Here is a 21,416-nt window from a genome sequence, read left to right as displayed (position 1 = left end):
CGCGGACGAAGTACGCAACGCCCCCGGCAGGGCGCACAGCACCGGAAACGGTGTATAAGTGCGCCCTTGTAAACAAGGGACTTATGGCGTGTCCCCGGATTTTGGCAGGTTTGCAGTCAATTCCGCAGCCCCCGGAAGATGGGACAGGGCAATCAGAAATGCTTTGACCTCTGCGCCGGAAAGGTTGGAAGCCAGCGGAAAAATACCCTCCAAAATGGCTCCGCGCTCAATCAAGCGGCGGGTGCGGGCCTTGCGTTCCTCGTTCCGCTGCTTGTTCTCCAAAATCTTCTTTCGGTTTTCAAGCCGCCGAATCTCCTTCAGGACTTTCTCCCGTTCTTCTTTTTGGGGGTGGGCTGTAATTTTTTCGTTCATGTCAGGCACCTCTTTTCTTTGGAAATACTCATAGATTGACCGTCCATTTCTGACGCGCAAAGTACCGGCGCAGCCTCCGCAGTGCGGCATGGATGGATTTTCCCGCCTGTGATGGCGTGATACCCTCCATTGCGGCAATATCTTTCACTTTCATACCCAGCATATAGCGGGCGTGGACACGGCGAGCCTGCATAGGCGGCAGGGAAGAAATGGCTTCGTACAATCGCCGTATCAGTCTTCGTATTCGGCTAATTCTTCTTTTTCTATCAGGTAGTCCTCCGGCGATGGCTGCGCCCAGCCGATGGCGGCATTTTCGATTCCATCGTTACAATCGAGGGAATAAAACGCCTTATACCGGAACATCTTGCGATCTCTGGCGGCCTCGGCTCTCTTGTCCAGAAGAAACGCTTCGACGATCTCATCGGACACCTCCACAAAAATGTCCTCTTTGCAAAATGGATAATATTGTTTGAGATTGATGGTCTGCATAGGCACGCCCTCACTCTGTTTGGAAAAGGCCATCATAGCAACGGCGCATATTCCGCAGCCCCCGACGGATGGAAACGCTGACCTTGCTGCTGTGGACGCCCTCTCTCCGGGAGATTTCCGGCTGCTTGATACCGGCAATGTAGTAGGCGTGAACACGGCGGGCCTGTGTCGGAGTGGCATGAGCCAGAGCCACCGGCAGAGCTGCTATCAGGTGCAGGCGGGTGGTCATTTCTTCTCGTTCCAGCAAAATATCTTCCGGCGATCTGCTGTGTTCCAGTGCGTAATTTTCCAGCCAGCTGTATGCGTCCAGAGAGTAGTAGGCGCGGTGGTAGACTTTCCGACGCTCATAGTTCTCCATCTCCCGCTGGGCCTGATACATCGCTGCCCATACCTCGTCCGTAACATCCACAAACTCGTCATGCCGGTAGTGGGGATACATCCACCGCAGATTGATTGTTTTCATAGGCTTACCTCCTGAAAATCGGAGAGGCGGGCAGCTCGTCCGCTGTCCGCCCCTCGCTGGGATACGGGAAAATCCCTTTCACTTGGTAGCCAGAAAACAGGTCATTCGTTAAGCCTGTTCTCAAAGGATTTTATAAATTTTTTTCTGACCGCCTCCACACTTTGATACACAGCCACTTTGGAGCAGCCGCACAGCACACCGATCTCTGCAAGGCTCAGCCCGTCAAGCGCATAGAGCAGGAACCGGCGGCGCTGGGCCTCGGTACAGGTGTCCAGAACAGCCATCAGCTCATGCAGCGTTTCCATGCGGCAAAGGTATTCCTCCGGCGTTTCGCCGTAGACCCCTACACCCTCGGTGGTAATGATGTACTCGTCAAACTCCCGGCCATCCCAATGCCGCCGCTGTTCATGGAACAGGTTCTCCGTTTTGTGATCGGCCCGGTCAAGAAATTCATAGACTTCCAGCGTGACCTCCACGGCCACAGCTTGTCCGTTATAATTGATGGTAACTTCCATCTGCCTTTCCTCCATTCAGATTTTTCGGGAAAATCTGAATGGGGCGGCGGAGAACGGCACCGGGGATAAAGTTCGGGCCATGCTGACCCGATGTTCCGGCTCCATAGAGACAAAAAAGCGCCCGGACGGCATAAAGCCATACGAGCGTAATAGAGTATATTTTGCTGTTTAGTTACATGGTATAGTGCATACTTCTGACCGCATTGCTCCGCTGCTGGGAACAGGCTTTTTTTAGCTGGTGCAGATCATGGATACTGCGAAATAAGAAGAAGGACACGGTAAATTAACCTCCAATCGGCTACCGTGTCCCTGCAAGTCGTCATAGGATTGTGTAAACGCAAAGAAACGGCGGCTCTGAAATCAAAGCCGCCGTTTCAAATGGGCGTGTCAAATTGTCTGCTCTACGACGGCTTTTTTTCTTTTGCCGTCGTCCGGCAGAGTATTATTCAATATTTAATTCAATGTTTCCAGTGAAATTCTCACATTCAATGCCAATATAATTTCCACCATCAGGAAGTGTAATTGTGTCACTATAAGTTCCGGTTGCTTCAAACAAAGTGACTGCTTCATCAGCTCCAGAAATCCAAAATACTTTTGCAGTACCTTCCGTAATCTCCAAGGTGCAATCAATGGACAGCTCCTTACCGGCTTCTCTCTTTATGGAAGTTCCTCCGAACAAATACTCTGTACCTGAAAAGTTCGCATAATCAGCTGTATAAGTCCCTGTATAATCATCAATTCCTTTTTCTTTTTCCCCTTGCAGTGACGATTTCCCTGTCAGTTCTATGGAGCCCGCAGATTGAACAATGTTATTGTAATGATTGAGAATTTCATCTTTTGAACAGCCAGCAAGCATAAAACTTCCCACAAGGACGAATGTTAATGCTAAAACTATTTTCTTCATAAAATCATCACCAGCCTTTCTTTGGAGCTACCTTTTTGGCCTTTTTCTTTGTTTGGGTTGCTTCTCGTTCTTTCATGCACAAAATCAAGATGGCAGAAATAACGACAGCAAGCGCAAGACTGCAAGAACAGGTTCCGATATTCCAGTTGACTGCGGTATCATAGCTACGGTAGCCTACCATTCCAAGACTTGCGGTAATCGGATAAAGGTTTGCTAATGTCATATTTCCTGCGGCAAACATCCCTCCATATCCATAGACAAAAGCAATGATTACACCGACTAAAAAGCTGCCTGCCCTCCGACAAGTAAGAGCGATAATCGGCAGAACCGCAAGATATAAAAAGAAATTAACCGCAGTAATCTGCAAGGCTGCTTTTAGAGCTAAGGAAATCTCAAAGCCGGGAAATCCCACAATCATTTCTGCTATGATTGTAAACAGACTGCATATCAGCCCGAAAATAATAGACAATACGCCGCACACAATCAATTTTCCGGTCAACAGTTTCTTAAAAGAGATCGGCACAGTCAGAATATTTTTCAATGTGTCATCCGTCTGCTCACGAGAAATCATATATCCAGCAATTAGGCTGATACACATCGGAAAAATCATGGACATATTGTTTTTGATGACCTGTTCTGTAAGATAGGCAAAATCCCAAACGGAACCATCATTCGCCATAGAGGTAAACAAGGTCAGCAGGACGGATAGGAGCATGAGTGCAACGCCCGCCCAAAGGATATGATACCTTTTCAATTTATAAAATTCTGTTTTTACAATGCGAACCATGTTTATTCCCCCCTCTGCTTATATAATCTGTCAATCAGTAAGAACGAAACCAATGCCATGATCCCAAGAATGAATACAACTTGAAATGTTGAGGGAATTAGCCCTGTCATTTGCTCCAAGTCCATTTTTATTCCATGAGCCGCCATATCTCCCGCACTCCAAAATGTAGTCAGTGGCGTGGGCAGAAGCCATAACATAGTTTTAGGCAGTGTGTCAAACAATGCCGTAGCACTCATGTTCAGAACGCTGTAAAAGACACACAACAAAATGGAAAAAACATAGGTCTTACTGAAAAAGACAACAAGGACAATCAACGGGAGTGTTCCTGCCGTAATGAAGATCCCCGTTTCAACCGCCAAAAACAGCTTATAACCGATTCCATAAACTTCTAATGTTCCAATTCCGCAAAGAATTGTTGCAATGGTAGAAGCCACGCAAAAAACAATTCCAAAGATAAAAAGGACAATAATTTTTGCAAGTACCATTTGCGTGCTGGTTACGGGAATTGTACGCAGATTTTTGAATGTATCGTTGTCGCGTTCCATAAAAAACAGAATAGCGGCAATCACTCCGATAATGCAGGGCAGTAAAAACTGGATACCATATCCCAACACCATGTTAAATAGTCCATCGAAAGCATCTGCCCGATCCGTATATCGCTCCATCATAGAGGGCGTTGTCATCAGATAAGTCAGCGGGATTGGAAACAGGAACGCAGCCAAAATAATCAGCGGAATAAATTTCTTCCGTTTCAATTTCAAAAATTCGCATTTGATTAGTTTAAGCAATTCCTTCGCCCCCTGTCACACGCTTGAAGTAATCTTCAAGACTTTCTTCACAGGTATGTGCTTCTGATACCTCCAATCCGTTTTCTACAAAGGCAGTTACAATTTTCCCCACGGGTAGCTCCATATTGTGTAGACGCAGATTGTGGTCGTCTTGTATGGAAAAATGGGTTTCATGGAAATTGCGTTCCAAAATTCTTGCCGCCTGTGCAGTATCCGAAAGCGTAAAACGGATATGCTTACTGCTTTTTTGCTCCAGCTCAGCAAGGCTTTCTTCTTCCAGCAATGCGCCGTGGTCGATAATTCCAATATCGTCAGCCAGCAGGAAATCTCCGAAAGAATGTGACTGGAAATCAAAATGGTTTTTCCTCGCGCGTCACAAAGCTCACGAATAAAGGAACGTACTTCTGCAATACCGATGGGATCGAGGCCGTTGATCGGCTCATCCAAAATCAAAAGCTCCGGATCGTGCATAACGGCAAGGGCGATGGCAAGCCGCTGCTTCATGCCAAGAGAATACTGTGAAAAGAGCTTTTTATCTTGTAGGGCAGTCCTACCAGATCCAGAGCATCTTTGATGGCATGATTGTTTGGTACGCCCCGCAGAGTAGCAAAGATACGCAGGTTCTCTGTGCCGGTCAGATTGGGATAAAAACCGGGGGACTCAATCAGGCTTCCGATACGGGGCAACAGCTTCTTTTCATTCCCTTGCAAAGACTTTCCCCAGATTTTGACCTCCCCGGAAGTCGGCTTCGTTAAGCCCAACAGCATTTTCATGGTAGTGGTTTTTCCGGCTCCGTTTCTGCCCAGCAGACCGTAAATTCTCCCACGCTTCACATGAATATTTAAGTCAGCCACACTCTTTTGTGAGCCGTATTGCTTCGTCAGATTTTTTGTTTCAATGATATAATTTGTATCCATATTCAAAACCTCCTGTTCTGTAAGGTATTCTATCATGCCAACCTTGCATTAACCTTGCCGCAACCTTGCATTAACCTTGCAATTTGAAATCCAGTAAAATGACAAAGGCTCCCGCCATAAAGACGGGAACCCGCTTAACTCTCCAAAGGAAAAAGCAACATAAATTCAGTTCCTTTTCCCGGCAAACTTTCAACTGTTATACTCCCACCCATCTTTTCTACAAGCTGATGGACAATAGAAAGACCAAGACCGCTTCCTTTTTCAGACCGTCCTTTGTCACACTTATAGAGCCGTTCAAAAATGTGTTTCAAATCTTCCTTCTCAATTCCCACTCCATTATCCGCCAGCAGCAACTCCATGTTATTTTCCTTCTTTGACAGGGCAATTTTGATTTTGTCTGCATGGCTGTGAGCGATTACATTTTGAATGAGATTATTGACAATCCTCATATAGCTGTCCATATCCAATCTTACCCGGACAGGATTTTCGGGAATATCAATGTCATACTCAACCTGTTTATCCTCAAAAATCGGTATCCAGTCAATGAGGATATTTCTTGTCAGCTCTGCGGCCTCAACACTCTGGATCTCCAAAGCAAACTCGTTAGAATTTAACTTGAACCAGTCAAAGAGTACATCAATGTATTCTTTCAGATCATGGGCTTTCCGACGGGCGGTTTCAATATAATCATCCCGGTCTTTTCCTGTGACCAGTCCTTTGTGTGTAGCGTCAAGATACCCAAGCAGAGTAGTAAGGGGCGTTCGCACGTCATGGGAAAGGCTCGTCATAAGCTGGCGGTTGGTTTCTTCTGTCTGCCGTACAGTTGAAAGTCTGCTTTCATAGGCCACAACGATCTCATTGATTTCATAGGCAAGAGGTGCTGTCAGTTCATTTGTTGCAGATAGAATACGCCGGTTGCCATTTCCGTTTTTCACATCAACCAGCACATCGGTCATTTCTGCTATTTGTTTTTTTACACGCCGAACGAGAACGATAGAAGTCAATACAGCCACAACAGCAATCACAATGGACAAGAATACGATAATTTCCATGCTGACTACACCTCCTTATTAAACCGGTAGCCAATCCCTTTGACCGTTTGTATGTACTTTGGGCTTGAAGGATTGACTTCTAATTTTTTACGAAGTCGGCTGATAATCGCCATAATGTTACTGTCATCATAGAAATATTCTTCGCCCCATACTTCCTCATAAATCTGCTGTTTGGTCAAAATTTTCCCTTGATGTTTTGCACAGTACAGGAGCAAATCAAATTCCTTTGGCGGAAGTTCAAAAGTGCCGTTTGCCGTCGTAACAGAACGATTTTCAAGGTCAATTTGCAATCCATCAAAATCCAGTTTTTGCACAGCTCCGGCTTGATGATTAAAACGGGTGTAGCGGCGAATGAGGGACGCAATACGGGCAATCAGTTCGTCCATATCAAATGGTTTTGTCAGATAATCGTCCGCCCCGGCTCGTAAGCCCCGTACTTTAGAAATGCTGTCATTTTTAGATGTGAACATCAAAATCGGCAGACTGTTCTCTTTGCGGATTTCTTCCAGCGTTTCAAAGCCATCCATACCAGGCATCATCACATCCAGCACCACAAGCTGATACTCCTGCTCTCTTAATTTTTGTAAGCCCTCTTTTCCGGTATTACAAAAATCAGCTTCTATGTTTTCTGCTTGTACGCTACGTTTAATCAAAGCGCACAGTTCTCTATCATCATCTATAATCAGGATTTTATTCATGGTGCAACCCCTTCCCTTGTTTTGTCCTTCCGTCAATCGGCTTTTCTGCGTTCTTTGGGATTAGCCAAACACCAGCCATCTTCACAGCACCGGGGATACGCCCAGCAGCGCAATAATAATTTACCCTACGAGGTGTCACGCCCCACTTTTCGGCGGCCTCTTTCAATGTCATATAGTCCATTTCGCACCTCCACAGAGTACATTATAGTTCTCTTTCTCGAACAATGCAAGGAACGAAATATGAATTATAAACTTCAATCAACCTGCATATAACAACATTCCACGGGCGAAGTATGAATTATACAATGTAACCGGGTGATGCTATATGGCGAAAGTTGAAGATTGTCCCGGTTTTGAAACCTTCGGTGCAGATGTCAAAGCCGCACGAGGGGCAAGGCGTCTGGCACGAAAAACATTGGCAGAAATGGTTGGGATTGAATGGCGGTATCTTGCCAACATTGAGAATCAAGGTGCGATTCCGAGCCTGCCTGTGATGATCCAGTTGATTAAGGTCTGCGGACTTCCCGTGGAACGGTATTTTAACCCGGAGATTATGCGAGAAGAAAGCGAACAGCGGCAACGGGTCAGCCACAAGCTGAAGCTTTGCCCTGAAGAATACCTGCCGATTATCGAAGGTGCCATAGACGGGGCGCTCAAAATGGAACAGACTGCGAAGCAGAAGGAGGACGCATAATCGCGGCCTCCTTCTGGCGTTTCTGTATCATGTTTCCCTGCACTTTTCCAAAAGTTCCCGGCACCTCTGCTGGATTTCTCCGGTTTCTGTCACAGTCAGGTCACGGTCATTTCCAGTAATCTTATCTTCCAGAAAGTTGGCGTATGTACCCAACAAAGCGTTCCGTAAATCCTCCGGGGTTTTCTGTATTTCTGCGCTGTACCAGTCATTCCGGTGGGGTTCCCATGCCATCAATGTATAACCATGACTGGTCTGAACCACCTCATACAGAGGGTCATCATCCAGATATGCCTGAAACACTTTCAAAACCTTTTCAAAGGTCAGCATTTCCCGCACCTCCCATTCATCTGCAAATCAGTTCCCTGATTAAAATTTCCTCAATCTGTGCCGTTAATGTGTTCATCAGCCCCACCCAACGCATAGGATCACAGGCTTTCAGTTCCTCAGTGACACCCGCAACCTCCATCATGTGAGGTAACATGGCGTCCATACGCTCCCGCGCTGTCCGGTCAATCTCTATCAGGTGCGGATACAGCTTCTCGCTCATCAGTAGTTGGTTGTAGAGAATGGGGTGATGTTCCTTCAGGTAGGATTTTCGCATCCTGCCGTACTTGCCAATAGAAGTTTCCGGCTGTTCAGAAAGTTTTAGGTTGGGTATATCATAATCTCCACAACGAATGTAAGTCAACTTACTCATATTCATTCTCCTTTGCTCCGTGATGATTAGACTGCTGCGCTGGCTGCTATGCCGCCTTTGCGCGGTTCTTCTTTTGGTAGCTGCCCGACAGTAGAAAAAACACCTTTTTTCATATCCTCAGCCCGAATCAGGGCTTTCTTAGCGTCCATTTCCGCTTTTTTCTTCGCCTTGATTTTGTTCTCATACCGTTTCTGTGCGCCGCTGGCTTTTCGTTTCAAATAGTTCTGATGGAGCCTGTCCTTGCGTTCTTCTTTTTTTCGCAATTCTTCCTGTTCCTCCGGTGTTAAAGGAACCGGCTGTAAGGATGGTGGGATATAGCGTCCTAAAAAATTGAAGTAGATTTCAATTTCCTGCGTGGTGTCCTGACTGCCTTTTCTGGCGCGTTCGTGGACAAGGATTTTCTCTACAAACTCGTTGAGCATGGTGTTTGTCAGCGTGTCAAAATTCTCGTACTTATCAATCAGGGCTATAAATTTCTCCGCTGATTTCTGGCTTTGCTCGTAGCCGGTAACAGCCTTTTCCAGCTCTGTAATTTCAATCTCAAGTGCGTCCTGCTCTTTGGCATACTGTGCATCAAGTGCCCTATATCGTGCATCCGGCAGCTTGCCGAGGGTGTTGTCCTCATAGATTTTGCAAATCAGTTTTTCCAGTTCTCCGGATCTCTTTTGAGCAGCGGCCAGACGCCTGCACTTTTTCGCTATATCGGCACTCTGTTGGGCAACCTGCGTCTCCTGAACAGTGTGAATAAATTCCGTCCGATCATTTTTGGAATATTCAGCAATAGCCCGGAGCGTGTCGGAAACCAATGTCAGAACGGCACTCTCATTGATACGGTGTTGTGTAGGGCATAGTGTCCCACACGGAACTTTGGTATAATTGGAACAGGTATATTGAGAAACCCGCTTGCCATTGTTGGTGCGGTGGACATACATCTTGCCGCCACAATCGGCACAATAGAGCAAGCCTGTGAGGGGAGCTGCTTCGCCCCAGCCGTTTGGATAACGCCGTACATTGCTGCGGATTTTCTGCGCCAAATCAAAGGTCTGCTGGTCGATAATGGCTTCATGGGTATTCTCAAAGATCGTCCATTCGTCCTCAGAAACATAGTGGCTTTTCTTGTCCTTAAAGTGCTTGCGGGTCTTGAAATTGATGGTATGCCCTAAATACTCTCGTTTTTTCAAAATGTTCACGATGGTAGATGATCCCCATCCATAGGGGTCTTTGACCGGCTTTGAACGGTTCACACCCTCGTTGAAGCGGGCAAGGCGTACGACAGGAATTTCAATCCGGTCTGTGGATAATTTGCAGGCGATCTGATAAGGCCCATATCCCTCCAGCGTGAGGGAGAAGATACGGCGTACCACTTCGGAAGCTCCTCATCTACCAACCAATGCTCCCGCTTTTCATCCCACAAGTAGCCGTAAATCACAGTACCGGTCAGGTGCTTGCCGCTCATGCCTTTTGACTTAAACACAGAGCGGATTTTTCGACTGGTATCACGGGCGTAAAATTCATTCATGATGTTGCGGAACGGGGTAAAATCGTCATCGCCTTTCAGACTGTCCACACCATCATTGATCGCAATCAGCCGAACGCCGCGCTGCCGCAAAACCTCCATGACCTGACCGACCTTTAGATAGTCGCGTCCTAACCGGCTCATGTCCTTGATGACGATTGCCTCTACACGCCCTGCCTCCACTTCCTCCATCATCGCCAAAAATCCGGGGCGGTCAAACCGGGTGCCTGAGATACCATCATCGGTAAAGTGCGTAGGGTTGGGCAGCCCATTCCGGCGGGCAAAATCCTCTAACATCTGTTTTTGGTTGGATATGGAGTTGCTCTCGCCCTGTAACTCATCGTCCCGGCTCAGGCGCTCGTACAGTGGGGTAATTTTTTCATTTCTCATGGCTGTACCTCCTGAAACAAAAATGCTCTAAGTGACTGCTTCACTAACCATGACAAAAACCATGATTAAGAAGTCACTTAGAGCATACATCTCCGGCAGCCAGCTTGTATTTTTTATACTGACGGACTGCAAAGTGATTCGGCTTTTTCTTTTCCAGGGCTTCAAACATCAGATCCACCGGGTTCTGGAACTCCTCATCATCTTCCCGCACCTCCATTGCGTTCAGGAACTCAATCAGGGTGGAGAAATTCTGTTCCTCAACCGGAGCTTCATAGTGGATATATCCGATCAAGGCACAGTAGAGCAGCGTTTCCGCCTTCGTCCAGACTCATCACCGGCTTTTCCATCACCCTTTGTGTTGGCAATCAGCGTTGTCACCAGTTTCAGAATGTCTTTTTCTGAATGGATATAGGCAAATGGGTTATAGTGCATCGACTTCTGAAAGTTGATGGTGTTGAAAATCTTGATGGTGTAGCCATGCTTCAAAAGGGCGTTGCCGCACTCAATCACGATGCTGCCTTTCGGGTCAGTGACCACATAGGAACTGTGCATCTGGAGAAGGTTTGGCTTCAACCAAAAGCGAGTTTTACCGGAACCCGAACCGCCGATAATCAGAACATTCTTATTTCGGGCATTGGCAGGATTCTTCGGGCGATTGCTCATCATCAGCCGCTCCGTTTTCGTCAGGATCACATTGTCCTCGAACTTTGGTGCAATAAACGGCTCAATATCTTTTGCCGTTCCCCAACGAGCAGAACCGTACTCAACATTGTGTCGGTACTTCTTTGCGTTTTTGCCTTTTAGATAGACAGCCAGCCGAAGTCCTGCGCCGCAGAGAATACCAATCAGCAAATCCAACGGGTGAAAGCTGGGAAACGGATTGTTCAGGGCTATCGGAAGGGCATGAAAAAAGCTGAGGATTTTCGCAGATGAATCTGCCCCCTCAGCCAATCTCCATGCTTCTCCTAAATTCGTAGCGAACAACCCTACCAGAAAATACGGTAAATTCAGAATCAGGAGCTTTTTCATTTTTCTCTTATCCATCACAGATCACGCTCCTGTTTCTTCTCTCGAACCTTCTTCGGAATCGCTGCGACAATTTCCTTGAACTTCTTCAGCTGCGCCAGAACGCTCGGCTTTTCATTCTTGGTTAATGCCCTTGCCTGATGTTCCTTGCAGATTGCATCCAAAGCATCTGCATCTTTAGAACGGACAAAAACAAGAAACCGGGGAGGATCAACGGACTTATCTTTTCTTACGGCAAAGTCCACGCCATACTTCTTGGCGAGCTTTTCAAAATCACGGATACTCTCTTTGTCGATCTCAACATTCGTAGCACCCTGATTCTGTCCCAAAAGCTGTTTCACGGATTGCTTTCCATGAACGGCAGGGTCTCGTGCCTTTTTCATCTTCACTTTTTCCCGGTGCTGCAAATACTTGCGGATACCGGCAATGATAGTGCGCCCCGTCAGCTTGGTTGTGCTGATCGCCAGGTTTACTGTTCTGTTTTCAACTTCTTCCTGCATGATTCATCACCTCCTGCAAGCAGTAGAGTGAACAGATTATCGTGCCATATCTCTGTGGTCGTAATACAGATTGCCCTTGGCAACTGCGGCATGGCTGATAATCTTGATATTGCCAGCTTTCTGGTTATCCAGAGCCTTCTGATAACCCACATCGCTCAAATACAGGCGATTTCTTTCGCCTTTCCAACCGACAGGCGATTCATCGGTCAGCACATCGAAAATAATCATGTGCTTGGTGGCGTCATCAAATCGTGCCAAGTCCATATAGGTATGTCCCTGGTACTCCTTGGCACCATCCTGAATCCGCTTTCGCTCCATCAGCTCTCCAATCGTCGAATTTCTTTGCATAAGAACCTCCTTACAGAACATCTCGGTCAGGGTTACTTTTGTGGGGAACCGAATCAGCTTTGACAGGTGCATCTTCTTTCTTCACCATGTCATCCGGCAGGGGAAGCGCCATAATGCTGCGCCCCATGCGTACAAAAGTCTCAGGCTGATGAAAGTGTTCCTCAAACTGCTTCATCAGTTCCGGGGACAGAGAACAAAAATCATCCTCGCCCAATCCCACAACCAGAAAATCACCGGCGATAATGTCATAAATATCGCCGTCATCATCACGCAGCGCACGGTTCAGTTCTTTGCCTACGAGTTTACCTTCGTCGTGCATCACCAGTGCAACCGGCTCATTGAACGGATAAGTTGCCTCAATATCGCCACCTACGGCTTTCTGCAAATCCTCCAGCTCACAGCCGATCTGCACAGCCTGCGGATACATGAACGGCTTTACCAGCAACACATTCATGGTATCTGCCTGTTCTTTCTGAACCTCCCGTTCCTCGGTCGTGCCGAACGCAACACCGGTAAAGTTTTCGGAGTCCAGAATGTACTCCGAATTGTAATAAGCGGCTCTAACCTGTTCCTCTGCCGCATCGTGAGATTCTGCTTGCACCGTAACCGTTTTCTCCAAGGTTTCGGTGATCTTCACATCGTATTCTTTCAAGTTTCGATACCTCCGTTTCTTTGGAAATAAGAAAAGCGACCATCCATGAACCTGTTACAGTTCATAAATAGTCGCATCCACATCGGCTAAAAGCTCGAACAAGCAAATATCGTCCAGTTCGCAAATCAGGGAACCCATGTCGAAGAAAATATCGTCCTCGCATTCCACCGTAGTAACCACGCTGCGGTGTTCGTTAAGACAAATGGCTTCTTCCTTGTCCATCGTGATCGTAGACATACAGGACACCACATAGAATGTCATATCTTCTGCTAACCACAGCTCCTTGCTCTGAATCGTGCGAACTTTTTCATCGCCGCTCATATCTTCTACATAGGACAGAAGCCGCACGGCTCTGCTGTTCAGAAGTACCTTTCCCTGATAGTCGATACCCTCACCAGCAGAGGACAATACTCGATACTCGCTAATCATCTCGGCATTTTTCTGAAACGACTTTGCCAGAAGCGCAGGAGAAATATCATCGAACTCCTCACTGTAGTTTACGAGCATATCTACCATATAATCAGGATCGCAAAGGTCGTAGAGTTCTTCCAAAGCGCCCTGAATGTTTTTGGGTGTAAACATTTTTTACCTTACCTTTCCATTGATTTTTCTCTTTTTTTCTGCCATTGCTCCAAAAGCTGAATGATTTTATCCTCCATCTGCTTGTTGGTATAGGACTTCGGGAAGTATTTTCGCAACGAATCCGTTTTGAAGGTTACTCTGTCCAGCTCTCCCTTCTTGATTTCATTCATAATCTCGCACATCGCATCCAGCGTACACTCGCCCTCCTGTGCGAGCTTTTTAATTCGCTGTGCTTGCGAAAGGGAAGGAGCTGCTTGAGCATAATCCATTGCAGAAAGAAAATCCTTCTGTTCTTCACTTGCCAGATAGGAAAGCTCCACCGCAGGATTGAATTTGATCTGACCCGTATCTACCATATCCAGCAGTTCCGGAATCAGTTCGGTCAGACGGATATAACGGTGTACCTGATTTCTGCTTTCTCCTGCCTCCTGACCGACTATATCCATTGCCTGCAACTTCATCCCAACTTGGGATGAAGTTAAATCGGTGCGTTGACCTTGATGTTTAATCGCATCCAGCTTCATCTTATAAGCAAATGCTCTTTCACTCGGCAGGATACTCTCCCTCTGCAAATTCGCATCAACCATCAAAATAATGGCTGCATCATCGTCCAGGTCACGAACAATCGCAGGCATGGTTTCCTTACCCGCAAGCTCCGATGCCCGGTGCCGCCTGTGACCAGAAACGATTTCATAACCACCGTCGGGGTCAGGACGGACAATCGCAGGAGTGAGAACTCCGAAATCTCGGACGCTCTCTGCCGTTTTCATCATTTCTTCATCATCAACCACACGGAAGGGGTGTCCCTCAAAGGGGTGTAGCTCAGAAAGCGGAATTTCCTGCACACGCTCCTGCTGGGCTTCAGCTCTGGATTGATCGGTGGAGAAAATATCATCGTACCCCTTCAAGCTGATGTTTGCGCCTTTTTTCTGCATTGTTTAACACCTCCTTCGTCAGAATTTTATAGGCTTCGGCAACTTTGCCTTTGGGATCATGCTTGAAGATACTGGTTCCCTCTGCGCTGATTTCCTCTGCACGGACAGAGCGGGGAATGTCGGTCTTGTAAACCTTCAGCTTTCCGCCGTAGCTCTCCCGAATCAGATTGCTGATGTCTTTGGAGTAGTTGGTGCGGCTGTCCACCATCGTCAGAAGAATCCCTTCAATCCTCAGTTTCGGGTTGATTTGCCTCTTGACCTTGTTGATGGTTCCAAGCAGCTGTTCCAGACCCTTTGCAGGAAGGTATGCTGCCTGAACCGGTATCAGCACATTGTCGGCAGCTGCCAACGCATTGACGGTCAGCATACCCAAAGACGGCATACAGTCAAGAAGAATGTAATCATAATTCTGTTTGACTGTATCCAGGTATTGCCGGAGAATGGTTTCCCGGCTCATGGCATTGACCAGTGCTACCTCCATACCTGAGAGTTCGATGTTGGACGGCACCAAATCAACGCCCTCCGGATGATGAAGAATCCCTTCATCGGGAGTAATAGGGTTTTCCATCATAATCTTTCCCATCAGATCGGAAAGTGTCGGAGACAGATCATCCGGGCAGGGATTGCCCAAACTGACCGTCAGGGAAGCCTGGGGATCGGTGTCTACCAGAAGCACCTTTTTTCCTTCAAGAGCCAAGCCAACGCCCAGATTCTCGGTGGTGGTGGTCTTTCCAGTGCCTCCTTTCTGATTGACCACCGCAATGATGGTTGCTTTTTTCGACATTTATCGTCACTCTCCTTCCTCTCGCTTCATTTTCAATTTCTTAAATCCTCCTTCCAAATATCCGTGTGACATATCGTGCCGAACAAGAGCATCGTAGTAGGTGTCTATTGTCGTCGGCGCATTGTATATCGTAGTCAGCATATACTGACGGATATTTCTAATCTTTGTGGTGTTCTCCTTGAAGCAGTCCATAACATATCGAATGTGTTCGGCATTCAGTTTCATAAACCGACTGCGGACAATTTCTGCCGGACGCTCCTCTGCACCAATGCGAATCAACGGTCGCTTCGTGCAAACTGTTTCAACGATCAACTCCAGAATGTTATCCAGCATTTCGGAATCGTAAGGGTAATCCTTCTTCAACAAATCCATACTAAGCTGATCCGAGAAATAATCAAAGTATTCTTGATACCGGTCATTCTCGTCCATCATTCCACCATTCCGGAAGGAAAGATAGAATCAGTATCACTAAATTCAGTATTTTTAATATCAGTATTATTACATTGTGATTTCGGAAGTTCTTGAGTTGTGATTTCCATTGTTCCAGAATTGTGATTTTCACAATTCAAGAGTTGTGAATCCACAGCAGAGATAAAGTTCTTCACATAGATCAGGTTGGGCTTTCCCAAACCCTGGCGCTTACGTTCAATCAATCCTGCTTTCTTCTCAAGTTCACTGAGCAGCTTGATAGCCTTTTGTTCAGCACAGTTCAGAGCCATCTTCGCTTCGTCGATTGTAAAAATGATATACACTCTACCGTTTTTATCTATCCAACCATTCTTGGCAGACAGGCTCATGCGGTCAAGCAAAATGCCATACAGCATCTTGGCATCGGCAGAAATATTCCAGAACCTCTCGTTCGTGAACAACACCTTCGGAACTCGATAGAATGTGAATAGATCGGATTGCTGACCGTAAAAATAATCAAAACTCACACGGCTTCACCACCTTCTTTCTGCGGAAAACTTTCTGTTGTCAGCGGAATGCTGCGGAAAGTCGTATCCGTCTTTTCGTAAGGACATCGGGCAAAATAGTAGAAGCGGTATTCCTGTTCATACACATCCATATCAACGAAGCCCCACTTCACGCATAACCTTCTTCGTACACCAACCAATGCACGGGTGATCTCGCCCATAGGGACAGCCATCACATTCCGACTTGGGTTTCGGCGGCAAAGAGATTAAGTAGTAGCAATTATTTCTACCCAGACGGCAGCCCTTTCTGCCATTCGTCCAGAAGTAGCAGTAATGACAGTCGCTCGGCTTGTCTGCGGTATAAACAGGCTTGCTCAAATAAAACACCTCCAATCTCTTGTATTTGCCCATGGGTTTGGGCATAAAAAAAGAGCGCCTATCCATCCCCAATGCGGGGCAAATAGACGCTCTATGTACATAACGATATTTAATTTTATCTGCTATAACTGCATGGTATTCAAAACATCCGCCTTTTTTGATTAGCTGGATTTTTGGCACGATTTTGGGGCTGATTAGCAGGAAGGGCATTTTCATTAGCAAGAACAGCCCGTTTTCTGCTAAAAATTAGCTGGCGATTTTGTCTTATAACAACCGTTCGATTCTGGAGGGGTTGTCAAAAATCAAATTTTGGAGTAGAATTTTATCTCATACAGTGAAAGAGCTTTTTCGTAGCTTTTTATATAAGAAAAGCCGAAAACCCTTGAAAACAAAGGCTTTCGGCGTTGTTCACTGGCGTCCATAAGAGGATTTGAACCTCCGACCCCACGCTTAGGAGGCGTGTGCTCTATCCAGCTGAGCTATATGGACGTGTCTGATATATGATTATAGCCCGATCAAAGTCGAACTGCAATCCCTTATTTAGTTTTTTTTGAGGTGGCCGTTGTAACGCAACCTTAGGAGGCATGTGCTCTATCCAACTGAGCTACTGAGACATAAAAACAAAAGTTTTCGCGAGCGGCTCTTTCGTGCGGAATCGCAGCACGCGATATATTTATATTACTGCATTGAGAGCAAAAAGTCAATTCCGAATGCGGTGAAAAAAGTAAAGTGCAGCTGTGCAAAATTAAAAAATCATAATCTTGCAAGCGGGTGCAGAAAGTGATATGATACAATTATATATATGGGGTTAATGAGGGGAATCATGAAACCCATTTATTTCCCGAAGGAGGGGGCATACTTGTGAAACAAATGCACATCACCGAAACGGTGCTGCGTGACGCGCAGCAGTCGCTGATTGCGACGCGAATGCCGTTTGAGGATTTTGAGGGCATTCTCGATGAGATGGATCAGGCCGGTTATCACTCGATTGAGTGCTGGGGCGGTGCGACCTTTGATTCCTGCCTGCGCTATCTGCATGAGGATCCGTGGGAGCGTTTGCGCAAGATCAAATCTCACATGAAGAACACCAAGCTGCAGATGCTGCTGCGCGGTCAGAACCTGCTCGGCTATCACCATTATTCGGATGATACCGTGCGCCGTTTTGTCCGCAAGAGCATCGAGAACGGCATGGATATCATCCGTATTTTTGATGCGCTGAACGATCTGCGCAACATCGAGACCGCTGTGGACGAATGTCTCAAGGCAGGCGGCCATGCACAGGGCTGTATCTGTTACACACTGAGTCCGATCCACAATCTGGAGATGTTCGTTTCGCTCGGCAGGCAGATCGAAGCCATGGGCTGTAACTCGCTGTGCATTAAGGATATGGCGGGCATTATGTCTCCGCAGGAGTGCTATGACCTGGTTACCGCACTCAAGCAGAACATCAAAATTCCGGTTTATGTGCATACACACGCGACCACCGGTCTGGGTTATATGACTTATCTGAAGGCAGCGGAAGCCGGTGCGGACGGCATCGACTGTGCGACCTCGTGCATGTCGGGCGGCACCAGCCAGCCGGCGACCGAGTCCATGGTCTACGCGCTCCAGCAGATGGGCTATGACTGCGGCGTGGATTCCAAAACGCTGCATGAGATCAACGAATTTTTCGTGCCGGTCAAGGACAAGTTCGCGGCGAGCGGTATGTTCGACCCGTATGTCCTGTCCACCAAGACCGATGCGCTCGTGTACCAGATCCCGGGCGGCATGCTGTCCAATCTGGTGGCACAGCTGAAGGCACAGAACGCAATCGACCGTCTCGATGAGGTACTCGCCGAAACGCCGCGCGTGCGTGCCGATATGGGCTATCCGCCGCTGGTAACGCCGCTTTCGCAGATGGTCGGCGTACAGGCAACGGTCAACGTTCTCCTCGGCGGCCGTTACAAGTCGATCGGCAAGGAGATCAAGAGCTACATCCGCGGCGAATACGGCAAGGCACCGGGCGAAGTCAATCCCGAACTCGCCAAGCAGGTGCTCGGCGACGAGCAGCCGATGACCGGCCGCTTTGCCGATACGCTTGAGCCGGAATTTCCGGCTGCACGCGAGCATCTCGGCACGCATGCCCGCAGTGAAGAGGACGTCCTGTCCTATATCGCATTCCCGCAGCAGGCAGAGCAGTTCTTTGAGCGTCGGGAACAGACCTTCACCGCAAGCTATTCGTTCAAGGAGGTTAAGTGAGCATGGTACACGATCCGATTAGCGTACTGGACGCGCTCATGATCGCCCTGTCCGGTATCGTTATTGTATTTTTGATGCTGGCACTTCTCTGGGGTGTCATCGCTGTTATTTCCCGTGTGATGGGCGCGCTCGAAAAGCACACCGCGCATCCGGCTTCGGTCGGTGCAGCGGCTCCGGCGGCTGCAGCTCCGGCAGCAGCACCGGCACCTGCTCCGCAGGTCAAGCTGGAAGGCGTCAGCGAGGTGGAGGCGGCCTGCGTTATGGCTATCGTCAGCCACGAAACGGGCATTCCGCTCGATCAGCTTGTATTTAAGTCCATCAAGGCGGTTTAAGGGGAGAAAAGAAACATGAAATATCAGGTATCGCTTAACGGCAAGCAGTTTGAAGTAGAAGTAGAAAAGGGGTCGGTAAGCGCAGTTCCGACCGGCGCGGCTCCCGCACCGGCACCGGCTGCAGCAGCACCGGCACCCGCGGTAGCGCCGGCTCCGGCAGCAGCACCCGCAGCAGCGCCTGCAGGTGGCGAGACCGTCGCAGCGCCCATGCCGGGCACCATTCTGGATATCCGATGCACGGCAGGTCAGGCCGTTAAGGGCGGCGATGTGCTGTTTATTCTCGAGGCCATGAAGATGGAGAACGAGATCTGCGCACCGCATGACGGCACGGTCGGCTCTGTCTGCGTACAGAAGGGCGCTTCCGTACAGACCGGCGCAGCACTCTGCACGATGTAACGGGAGGCGCGTACTATGCAATTTTCGTTTTTCGGTGCATTAGGCAGCATTCTGGCAAGCTCGGGCTTCGCGTCCTTCGCGGAGGACCCGCGCAGCCTAATCATGATCATCATTGCATGCGTGCTGCTGTACATGGGTATCGGCAAAAAGTTTGAGCCGCTGCTGCTCGTTCCGATTGCATTCGGCATGCTGCTGGCCAATCTGCCGCTGACCGGTTTGCTCAATGCACCGGTTGACGGTTCCAGTCCCGGCATGCTGTGGGTGTTCTATCAGGGCGTCCAGCATGCGATTTATCCGTCCATCATTTTTCTGGGCATCGGTGCCATGACCGACTTCGGCCCGCTGATCGCGCGCCCGTCCTCGCTGCTGCTGGGTGCAGCGGCACAGCTCGGCATCTTTTCTGCATTCCTGCTGGCGCTGGTGCTCGGCTTCCCGGGCGCAGTAGCGGCAGCCATCGCCATCATCGGCGGTGCGGACGGTCCGACCTCCATTCTGGTCGCTTCCCGTCTGGCGCCGGATTACCTGCCCGCCATTGCTATTGCGGCGTACTCGTATATGGCGCTCATACCGCTTATCCAGCCGCCGATCATGCGCCTGCTGACAACCAAGAAGGAGCGCGAGGTCAAGATGGAGCAGCTGCGTCAGGTTTCCAAGACCGAGAAGATCGTATTCCCGATCGCAGTTGCCATCATTGTTATCCTGCTGATTCCGGATACCGCTCCGCTGATCGGCATGCTCATGCTGGGCAACCTGCTGCGTGAGTGCGGCGTAACCGACCGCCTGAGCGACACCGCGCAGAACGCGCTGTGCAACATCGTCACCATCTTCCTCGGTTTGTCGGTAGGCTGCAAGGCGATTGCGTCCACCTTCCTGACCTGGGAGACCATCAAGATCATCATCCTTGGCCTGATTGCGTTCACATTCTCGACCGTCGGCGGCCTGCTGTTCGGCAAGGTTATGTATAAGCTGACCGGCGGCAAGGTAAACCCGCTGATCGGCTCGGCCGGTGTATCTGCCGTTCCGATGGCAGCCCGCGTTTCGCAGGTTGAGGGTCAGAAGGCCAATCCGGCAAACTTCCTGCTCATGCACGCGATGGGCCCGAACGTAGCCGGTGTCATCGGCTCCGCTGTTGCCGCAGGCTTTGTCCTCAAGGTATTCGGCGCGTAAGTACAAAGCAAAAGAACCCGAATTATCGGGTTCTTTTTTTGCACTCTTTTGGTTGAGAAGAATTGAAAATCAATTTGTAACGGGATGCACACGATATCCCGTAAGGAGAGCACATTGTGCTCCCACGCAAAGGTAAAACATCACGCTAATTCTCCATCTTGCATTCTCAATTTTTTATGCTTTCTTGACAATTTATGTCGCCCTGTTTTATAATAAATGTAAGAAATGAACGGGTGGTCCTTATTGTGCAGGTACTAAAAGACGAACTTCGACACAAAATTCTGCTCGAATCCGAGCATTTATTCCTGCAGCGCGGGTACGACCGCACCTCACTGCAGATGATCGCGGACAAGGTAAATATCAGCAAGAGCAATCTCTACCACTACTTCAAAAACAAGGAGGAGCTGTTCTACGAGCTGACCGACAGCGCTGCAGACGGCCTGAAGCGCATGATCCTGCGCTTCCGCAGCATGCGGTTTGACCTGAACATGGACGCGCAGGAATTCCGCATGCTGCTCACTGAGGAGGTACTCTCGCTGCTGCTGGCGGAGAAATACGGCCTTCTTCTTATCATGGAGCAGGCCAACGGCACTCGATATGAAAACCTGCGGCCGGTAATGATTGAACTGATTGCGTCCAAGATCGTGCCCATGCTGGCCGACGAGGAGAACAGCCCGATGATGGCGCAGATCATGGCACGCAATCTGGTGGACGGGACGGTGCATATCCTCAAGAACCGCGTTCGCCCGAGCGAGGTCCGTGCCGGACTGAATCAGCTGATTACCTATCACACACAGGGAATGCACGCGCTGCAGTAAGCAGCGCGTGAGGCTGTCAAAAACTCCGTTTTTCGAGCAGCCTCTCGATGAAACCACGCTTTCA

General features: G+C 48.5%; 26 protein-coding genes, 1 tRNA gene and 5 pseudogenes. 6 read left to right on the top strand and 26 right to left on the bottom strand.

Annotated elements, in window-relative coordinates:
• Positions 1 to 81: 81 nt before the first annotated feature.
• The 12 genes and pseudogenes from DXB00_RS01680 to DXB00_RS01630 all read right to left on the bottom strand — a co-directional run bounded on the left by DXB00_RS01680 (position 82) and on the right by DXB00_RS01630 (position 7,166).
• On the bottom strand, positions 82 to 372 hold the full coding sequence (locus DXB00_RS01680) for a DUF3847 domain-containing protein (RefSeq protein ID WP_019161299.1): 291 nt from the start codon (positions 370 to 372) through the stop codon (positions 82 to 84).
• Positions 373 to 400: 28 nt separating this feature from the next.
• Positions 401 to 861, bottom strand: a pseudogene (locus DXB00_RS01675) (RNA polymerase sigma factor).
• A 10-nt stretch (positions 862 to 871) separates the two neighbouring features.
• Positions 872 to 1,324 (bottom strand): RNA polymerase subunit sigma-24, encoded by a 453-nt coding sequence (locus DXB00_RS01670; RefSeq protein ID WP_119214427.1) that lies wholly within the window; start codon positions 1,322 to 1,324, stop codon positions 872 to 874.
• A gap of 101 nt (positions 1,325 to 1,425) precedes the next feature.
• Entirely contained in the window at positions 1,426 to 1,839 is a 414-nt protein-coding gene (locus DXB00_RS01665; RefSeq protein ID WP_118720687.1) for an RNA polymerase sigma factor, read from the bottom strand.
• Between the two features lie 442 nt (positions 1,840 to 2,281).
• Positions 2,282 to 2,743 (bottom strand): hypothetical protein, encoded by a 462-nt coding sequence (locus DXB00_RS01660; protein ID WP_119214426.1) that lies wholly within the window; start codon positions 2,741 to 2,743, stop codon positions 2,282 to 2,284.
• Positions 2,744 to 2,750: 7 nt separating this feature from the next.
• Positions 2,751 to 3,530 carry an ABC transporter permease gene (locus DXB00_RS01655; protein ID WP_002594767.1) on the bottom strand — a complete coding sequence of 260 codons (780 nt, stop codon included), beginning with the start codon at positions 3,528 to 3,530 and terminating at the stop codon, positions 2,751 to 2,753.
• Between the two features lie 2 nt (positions 3,531 to 3,532).
• Positions 3,533 to 4,318, bottom strand: a complete 786-nt coding sequence (locus DXB00_RS01650) for an ABC transporter permease (protein WP_055303121.1) — start codon at positions 4,316 to 4,318, stop codon at positions 3,533 to 3,535.
• Positions 4,311 to 4,601, bottom strand: a complete 291-nt coding sequence (locus DXB00_RS18065; protein ID WP_442861358.1) for a hypothetical protein — start codon at positions 4,599 to 4,601, stop codon at positions 4,311 to 4,313. The genes DXB00_RS01650 and DXB00_RS18065 overlap by 8 nt, the downstream gene beginning before the upstream one ends.
• A 107-nt stretch (positions 4,602 to 4,708) precedes the next feature.
• Positions 4,709 to 5,235 (bottom strand): annotated as a pseudogene (locus tag DXB00_RS18060) (ABC transporter ATP-binding protein); the annotation flags it as partial.
• Positions 5,236 to 5,369: 134 nt separating this feature from the next.
• On the bottom strand, positions 5,370 to 6,287 hold the full coding sequence (locus DXB00_RS01640; protein ID WP_119214425.1) for a sensor histidine kinase: 918 nt from the start codon (positions 6,285 to 6,287) through the stop codon (positions 5,370 to 5,372).
• A gap of 5 nt (positions 6,288 to 6,292) precedes the next feature.
• Positions 6,293 to 6,985: a response regulator transcription factor gene (locus tag DXB00_RS01635; RefSeq protein WP_117802754.1), complete on the bottom strand. Its 693-nt coding sequence runs from the start codon at positions 6,983 to 6,985 to the stop codon at positions 6,293 to 6,295.
• Entirely contained in the window at positions 6,978 to 7,166 is a 189-nt protein-coding gene (locus tag DXB00_RS01630; protein WP_002596317.1) for a helix-turn-helix domain-containing protein, read from the bottom strand. Before DXB00_RS01630 ends, DXB00_RS01635 begins: the two co-directional genes overlap by 8 nt.
• 144 nt (positions 7,167 to 7,310) lie before the next feature.
• On the opposite strand from DXB00_RS01630, the gene DXB00_RS01625 reads away from it, so the two are divergent.
• A complete protein-coding gene (locus DXB00_RS01625) occupies positions 7,311 to 7,679 on the top strand; it encodes a helix-turn-helix domain-containing protein (RefSeq protein ID WP_118293855.1) in 369 nt (122 codons plus the stop codon).
• Between the two features lie 27 nt (positions 7,680 to 7,706).
• Here the strand turns inward: DXB00_RS01625 and DXB00_RS01620 are convergent, their stop codons facing one another.
• From DXB00_RS01620 to DXB00_RS01550, 14 genes and pseudogenes are all read right to left on the bottom strand, one after another.
• Positions 7,707 to 8,006, bottom strand: coding sequence for a hypothetical protein (locus DXB00_RS01620; RefSeq protein WP_118293856.1), 300 nt, complete (start codon positions 8,004 to 8,006; stop codon positions 7,707 to 7,709).
• A gap of 16 nt (positions 8,007 to 8,022) precedes the next feature.
• The gene (locus tag DXB00_RS01615; protein ID WP_024738626.1) at positions 8,023 to 8,376 is read right to left on the bottom strand and encodes a TnpV protein; all 354 of its coding nucleotides are present in this window, start codon (positions 8,374 to 8,376) and stop codon (positions 8,023 to 8,025) included.
• A 26-nt stretch (positions 8,377 to 8,402) separates the two neighbouring features.
• A pseudogene (locus DXB00_RS01610) lies at positions 8,403 to 10,282 on the bottom strand (DUF4368 domain-containing protein).
• Positions 10,283 to 10,373: 91 nt separating this feature from the next.
• Positions 10,374 to 11,326, bottom strand: a pseudogene (locus DXB00_RS01600) (type IV secretory system conjugative DNA transfer family protein); the annotation flags it as partial.
• Positions 11,326 to 11,808 carry a PcfB family protein gene (locus tag DXB00_RS01595; protein ID WP_002304320.1) on the bottom strand — a complete coding sequence of 161 codons (483 nt, stop codon included), beginning with the start codon at positions 11,806 to 11,808 and terminating at the stop codon, positions 11,326 to 11,328. The gene DXB00_RS01595 and the pseudogene DXB00_RS01600, both read right to left, overlap by 1 nt.
• A gap of 36 nt (positions 11,809 to 11,844) precedes the next feature.
• Positions 11,845 to 12,156: a DUF5720 family protein gene (locus DXB00_RS01590; protein ID WP_002304317.1), complete on the bottom strand. Its 312-nt coding sequence runs from the start codon at positions 12,154 to 12,156 to the stop codon at positions 11,845 to 11,847.
• Positions 12,157 to 12,166: 10 nt separating this feature from the next.
• Entirely contained in the window at positions 12,167 to 12,808 is a 642-nt protein-coding gene (locus DXB00_RS01585; protein WP_002588969.1) for a DUF3846 domain-containing protein, read from the bottom strand.
• Positions 12,809 to 12,862: 54 nt separating this feature from the next.
• Positions 12,863 to 13,390: a hypothetical protein gene (locus DXB00_RS01580; RefSeq protein WP_002304315.1), complete on the bottom strand. Its 528-nt coding sequence runs from the start codon at positions 13,388 to 13,390 to the stop codon at positions 12,863 to 12,865.
• An 8-nt stretch (positions 13,391 to 13,398) separates the two neighbouring features.
• Positions 13,399 to 14,325, bottom strand: coding sequence for a ParB/RepB/Spo0J family partition protein (locus DXB00_RS01575; protein ID WP_002304314.1), 927 nt, complete (start codon positions 14,323 to 14,325; stop codon positions 13,399 to 13,401).
• Entirely contained in the window at positions 14,282 to 15,109 is an 828-nt protein-coding gene (locus tag DXB00_RS01570) for a ParA family protein (RefSeq protein ID WP_002304313.1), read from the bottom strand. The genes DXB00_RS01575 and DXB00_RS01570 overlap by 44 nt, the downstream gene beginning before the upstream one ends.
• Positions 15,110 to 15,115: 6 nt before the next feature.
• A pseudogene (locus DXB00_RS01565) lies at positions 15,116 to 16,044 on the bottom strand (DUF6017 domain-containing protein).
• Positions 16,041 to 16,196, bottom strand: coding sequence for a hypothetical protein (locus tag DXB00_RS01560; RefSeq protein WP_227131618.1), 156 nt, complete (start codon positions 16,194 to 16,196; stop codon positions 16,041 to 16,043). Before DXB00_RS01560 ends, DXB00_RS01565 begins: the two are co-directional and overlap by 4 nt.
• Positions 16,177 to 16,401, bottom strand: coding sequence for a hypothetical protein (locus DXB00_RS01555; protein WP_021632741.1), 225 nt, complete (start codon positions 16,399 to 16,401; stop codon positions 16,177 to 16,179). The genes DXB00_RS01560 and DXB00_RS01555 overlap by 20 nt, the downstream gene beginning before the upstream one ends.
• Positions 16,402 to 16,813: 412 nt before the next feature.
• A tRNA-Arg gene (locus tag DXB00_RS01550) sits at positions 16,814 to 16,890 on the bottom strand.
• Positions 16,891 to 17,271: 381 nt separating this feature from the next.
• Between DXB00_RS01550 and DXB00_RS01545 the strand changes: the two genes are divergently transcribed.
• From DXB00_RS01545 to DXB00_RS01525, 5 genes are all read left to right on the top strand, one after another.
• Complete coding sequence (locus DXB00_RS01545; RefSeq protein WP_243022750.1) at positions 17,272 to 18,639, top strand: pyruvate carboxylase subunit B; 1,368 nt, start codon at positions 17,272 to 17,274, stop codon at positions 18,637 to 18,639.
• Positions 18,640 to 18,641: 2 nt separating this feature from the next.
• On the top strand, positions 18,642 to 18,971 hold the full coding sequence (locus DXB00_RS01540) for an OadG family protein (RefSeq protein WP_118481060.1): 330 nt from the start codon (positions 18,642 to 18,644) through the stop codon (positions 18,969 to 18,971).
• A 15-nt stretch (positions 18,972 to 18,986) separates the two neighbouring features.
• Positions 18,987 to 19,367, top strand: a complete 381-nt coding sequence (locus DXB00_RS01535) for a biotin/lipoyl-containing protein (RefSeq protein ID WP_118730205.1) — start codon at positions 18,987 to 18,989, stop codon at positions 19,365 to 19,367.
• Positions 19,368 to 19,382: 15 nt separating this feature from the next.
• Entirely contained in the window at positions 19,383 to 20,534 is a 1,152-nt protein-coding gene (locus tag DXB00_RS01530) for a sodium ion-translocating decarboxylase subunit beta (protein WP_118564533.1), read from the top strand.
• A 245-nt stretch (positions 20,535 to 20,779) separates the two neighbouring features.
• Positions 20,780 to 21,352 (top strand): TetR/AcrR family transcriptional regulator, encoded by a 573-nt coding sequence (locus DXB00_RS01525; protein ID WP_158557297.1) that lies wholly within the window; start codon positions 20,780 to 20,782, stop codon positions 21,350 to 21,352.
• Positions 21,353 to 21,416: the final 64 nt, after the last annotated feature.

It is taken from the genome of Butyricicoccus sp. OF10-2 (genome assembly GCF_003481925.1).
In the GTDB taxonomy this organism is placed as follows: Bacteria; Bacillota; Clostridia; order Oscillospirales; family Butyricicoccaceae; genus Agathobaculum; species Agathobaculum butyriciproducens.
The sequence above is the reverse complement of the archived record's forward strand: the minus strand, read 5'-3'. Positions and strand labels throughout refer to the sequence as shown.

Bases quoted from the DNA above. Each gene is read 5' to 3' on its own strand.
- DXB00_RS01680 (WP_019161299.1), bottom strand. From the start codon at position 372: ATGAACGAAAAAATTACAGCCCACCCCCAAAAAGAAGAACGGGAGAAA.
- DXB00_RS01670 (WP_119214427.1), bottom strand. From the start codon at position 1,324: ATGAAAACAATCAATCTGCGGTGGATGTATCCCCACTACCGGCATGAC.
- DXB00_RS01665 (WP_118720687.1), bottom strand. From the start codon at position 1,839: ATGGAAGTTACCATCAATTATAACGGACAAGCTGTGGCCGTGGAGGTC.
- DXB00_RS01660 (WP_119214426.1), bottom strand. From the start codon at position 2,743: ATGAAGAAAATAGTTTTAGCATTAACATTCGTCCTTGTGGGAAGTTTT.
- DXB00_RS01655 (WP_002594767.1), bottom strand. From the start codon at position 3,530: ATGGTTCGCATTGTAAAAACAGAATTTTATAAATTGAAAAGGTATCAT.
- DXB00_RS01640 (WP_119214425.1), bottom strand. From the start codon at position 6,287: ATGGAAATTATCGTATTCTTGTCCATTGTGATTGCTGTTGTGGCTGTA.
- DXB00_RS01635 (WP_117802754.1), bottom strand. From the start codon at position 6,985: ATGAATAAAATCCTGATTATAGATGATGATAGAGAACTGTGCGCTTTG.
- DXB00_RS01630 (WP_002596317.1), bottom strand. From the start codon at position 7,166: ATGGACTATATGACATTGAAAGAGGCCGCCGAAAAGTGGGGCGTGACA.
- DXB00_RS01625 (WP_118293855.1), top strand. From the start codon at position 7,311: ATGGCGAAAGTTGAAGATTGTCCCGGTTTTGAAACCTTCGGTGCAGAT.
- DXB00_RS01620 (WP_118293856.1), bottom strand. From the start codon at position 8,006: ATGCTGACCTTTGAAAAGGTTTTGAAAGTGTTTCAGGCATATCTGGAT.
- DXB00_RS01615 (WP_024738626.1), bottom strand. From the start codon at position 8,376: ATGAGTAAGTTGACTTACATTCGTTGTGGAGATTATGATATACCCAAC.
- DXB00_RS01595 (WP_002304320.1), bottom strand. From the start codon at position 11,808: ATGCAGGAAGAAGTTGAAAACAGAACAGTAAACCTGGCGATCAGCACA.
- DXB00_RS01590 (WP_002304317.1), bottom strand. From the start codon at position 12,156: ATGCAAAGAAATTCGACGATTGGAGAGCTGATGGAGCGAAAGCGGATT.
- DXB00_RS01580 (WP_002304315.1), bottom strand. From the start codon at position 13,390: ATGTTTACACCCAAAAACATTCAGGGCGCTTTGGAAGAACTCTACGAC.
- DXB00_RS01575 (WP_002304314.1), bottom strand. From the start codon at position 14,325: ATGCAGAAAAAAGGCGCAAACATCAGCTTGAAGGGGTACGATGATATT.
- DXB00_RS01570 (WP_002304313.1), bottom strand. From the start codon at position 15,109: ATGTCGAAAAAAGCAACCATCATTGCGGTGGTCAATCAGAAAGGAGGC.
- DXB00_RS01545 (WP_243022750.1), top strand. From the start codon at position 17,272: ATGCACATCACCGAAACGGTGCTGCGTGACGCGCAGCAGTCGCTGATT.
- DXB00_RS01540 (WP_118481060.1), top strand. From the start codon at position 18,642: ATGGTACACGATCCGATTAGCGTACTGGACGCGCTCATGATCGCCCTG.
- DXB00_RS01535 (WP_118730205.1), top strand. From the start codon at position 18,987: ATGAAATATCAGGTATCGCTTAACGGCAAGCAGTTTGAAGTAGAAGTA.
- DXB00_RS01530 (WP_118564533.1), top strand. From the start codon at position 19,383: ATGCAATTTTCGTTTTTCGGTGCATTAGGCAGCATTCTGGCAAGCTCG.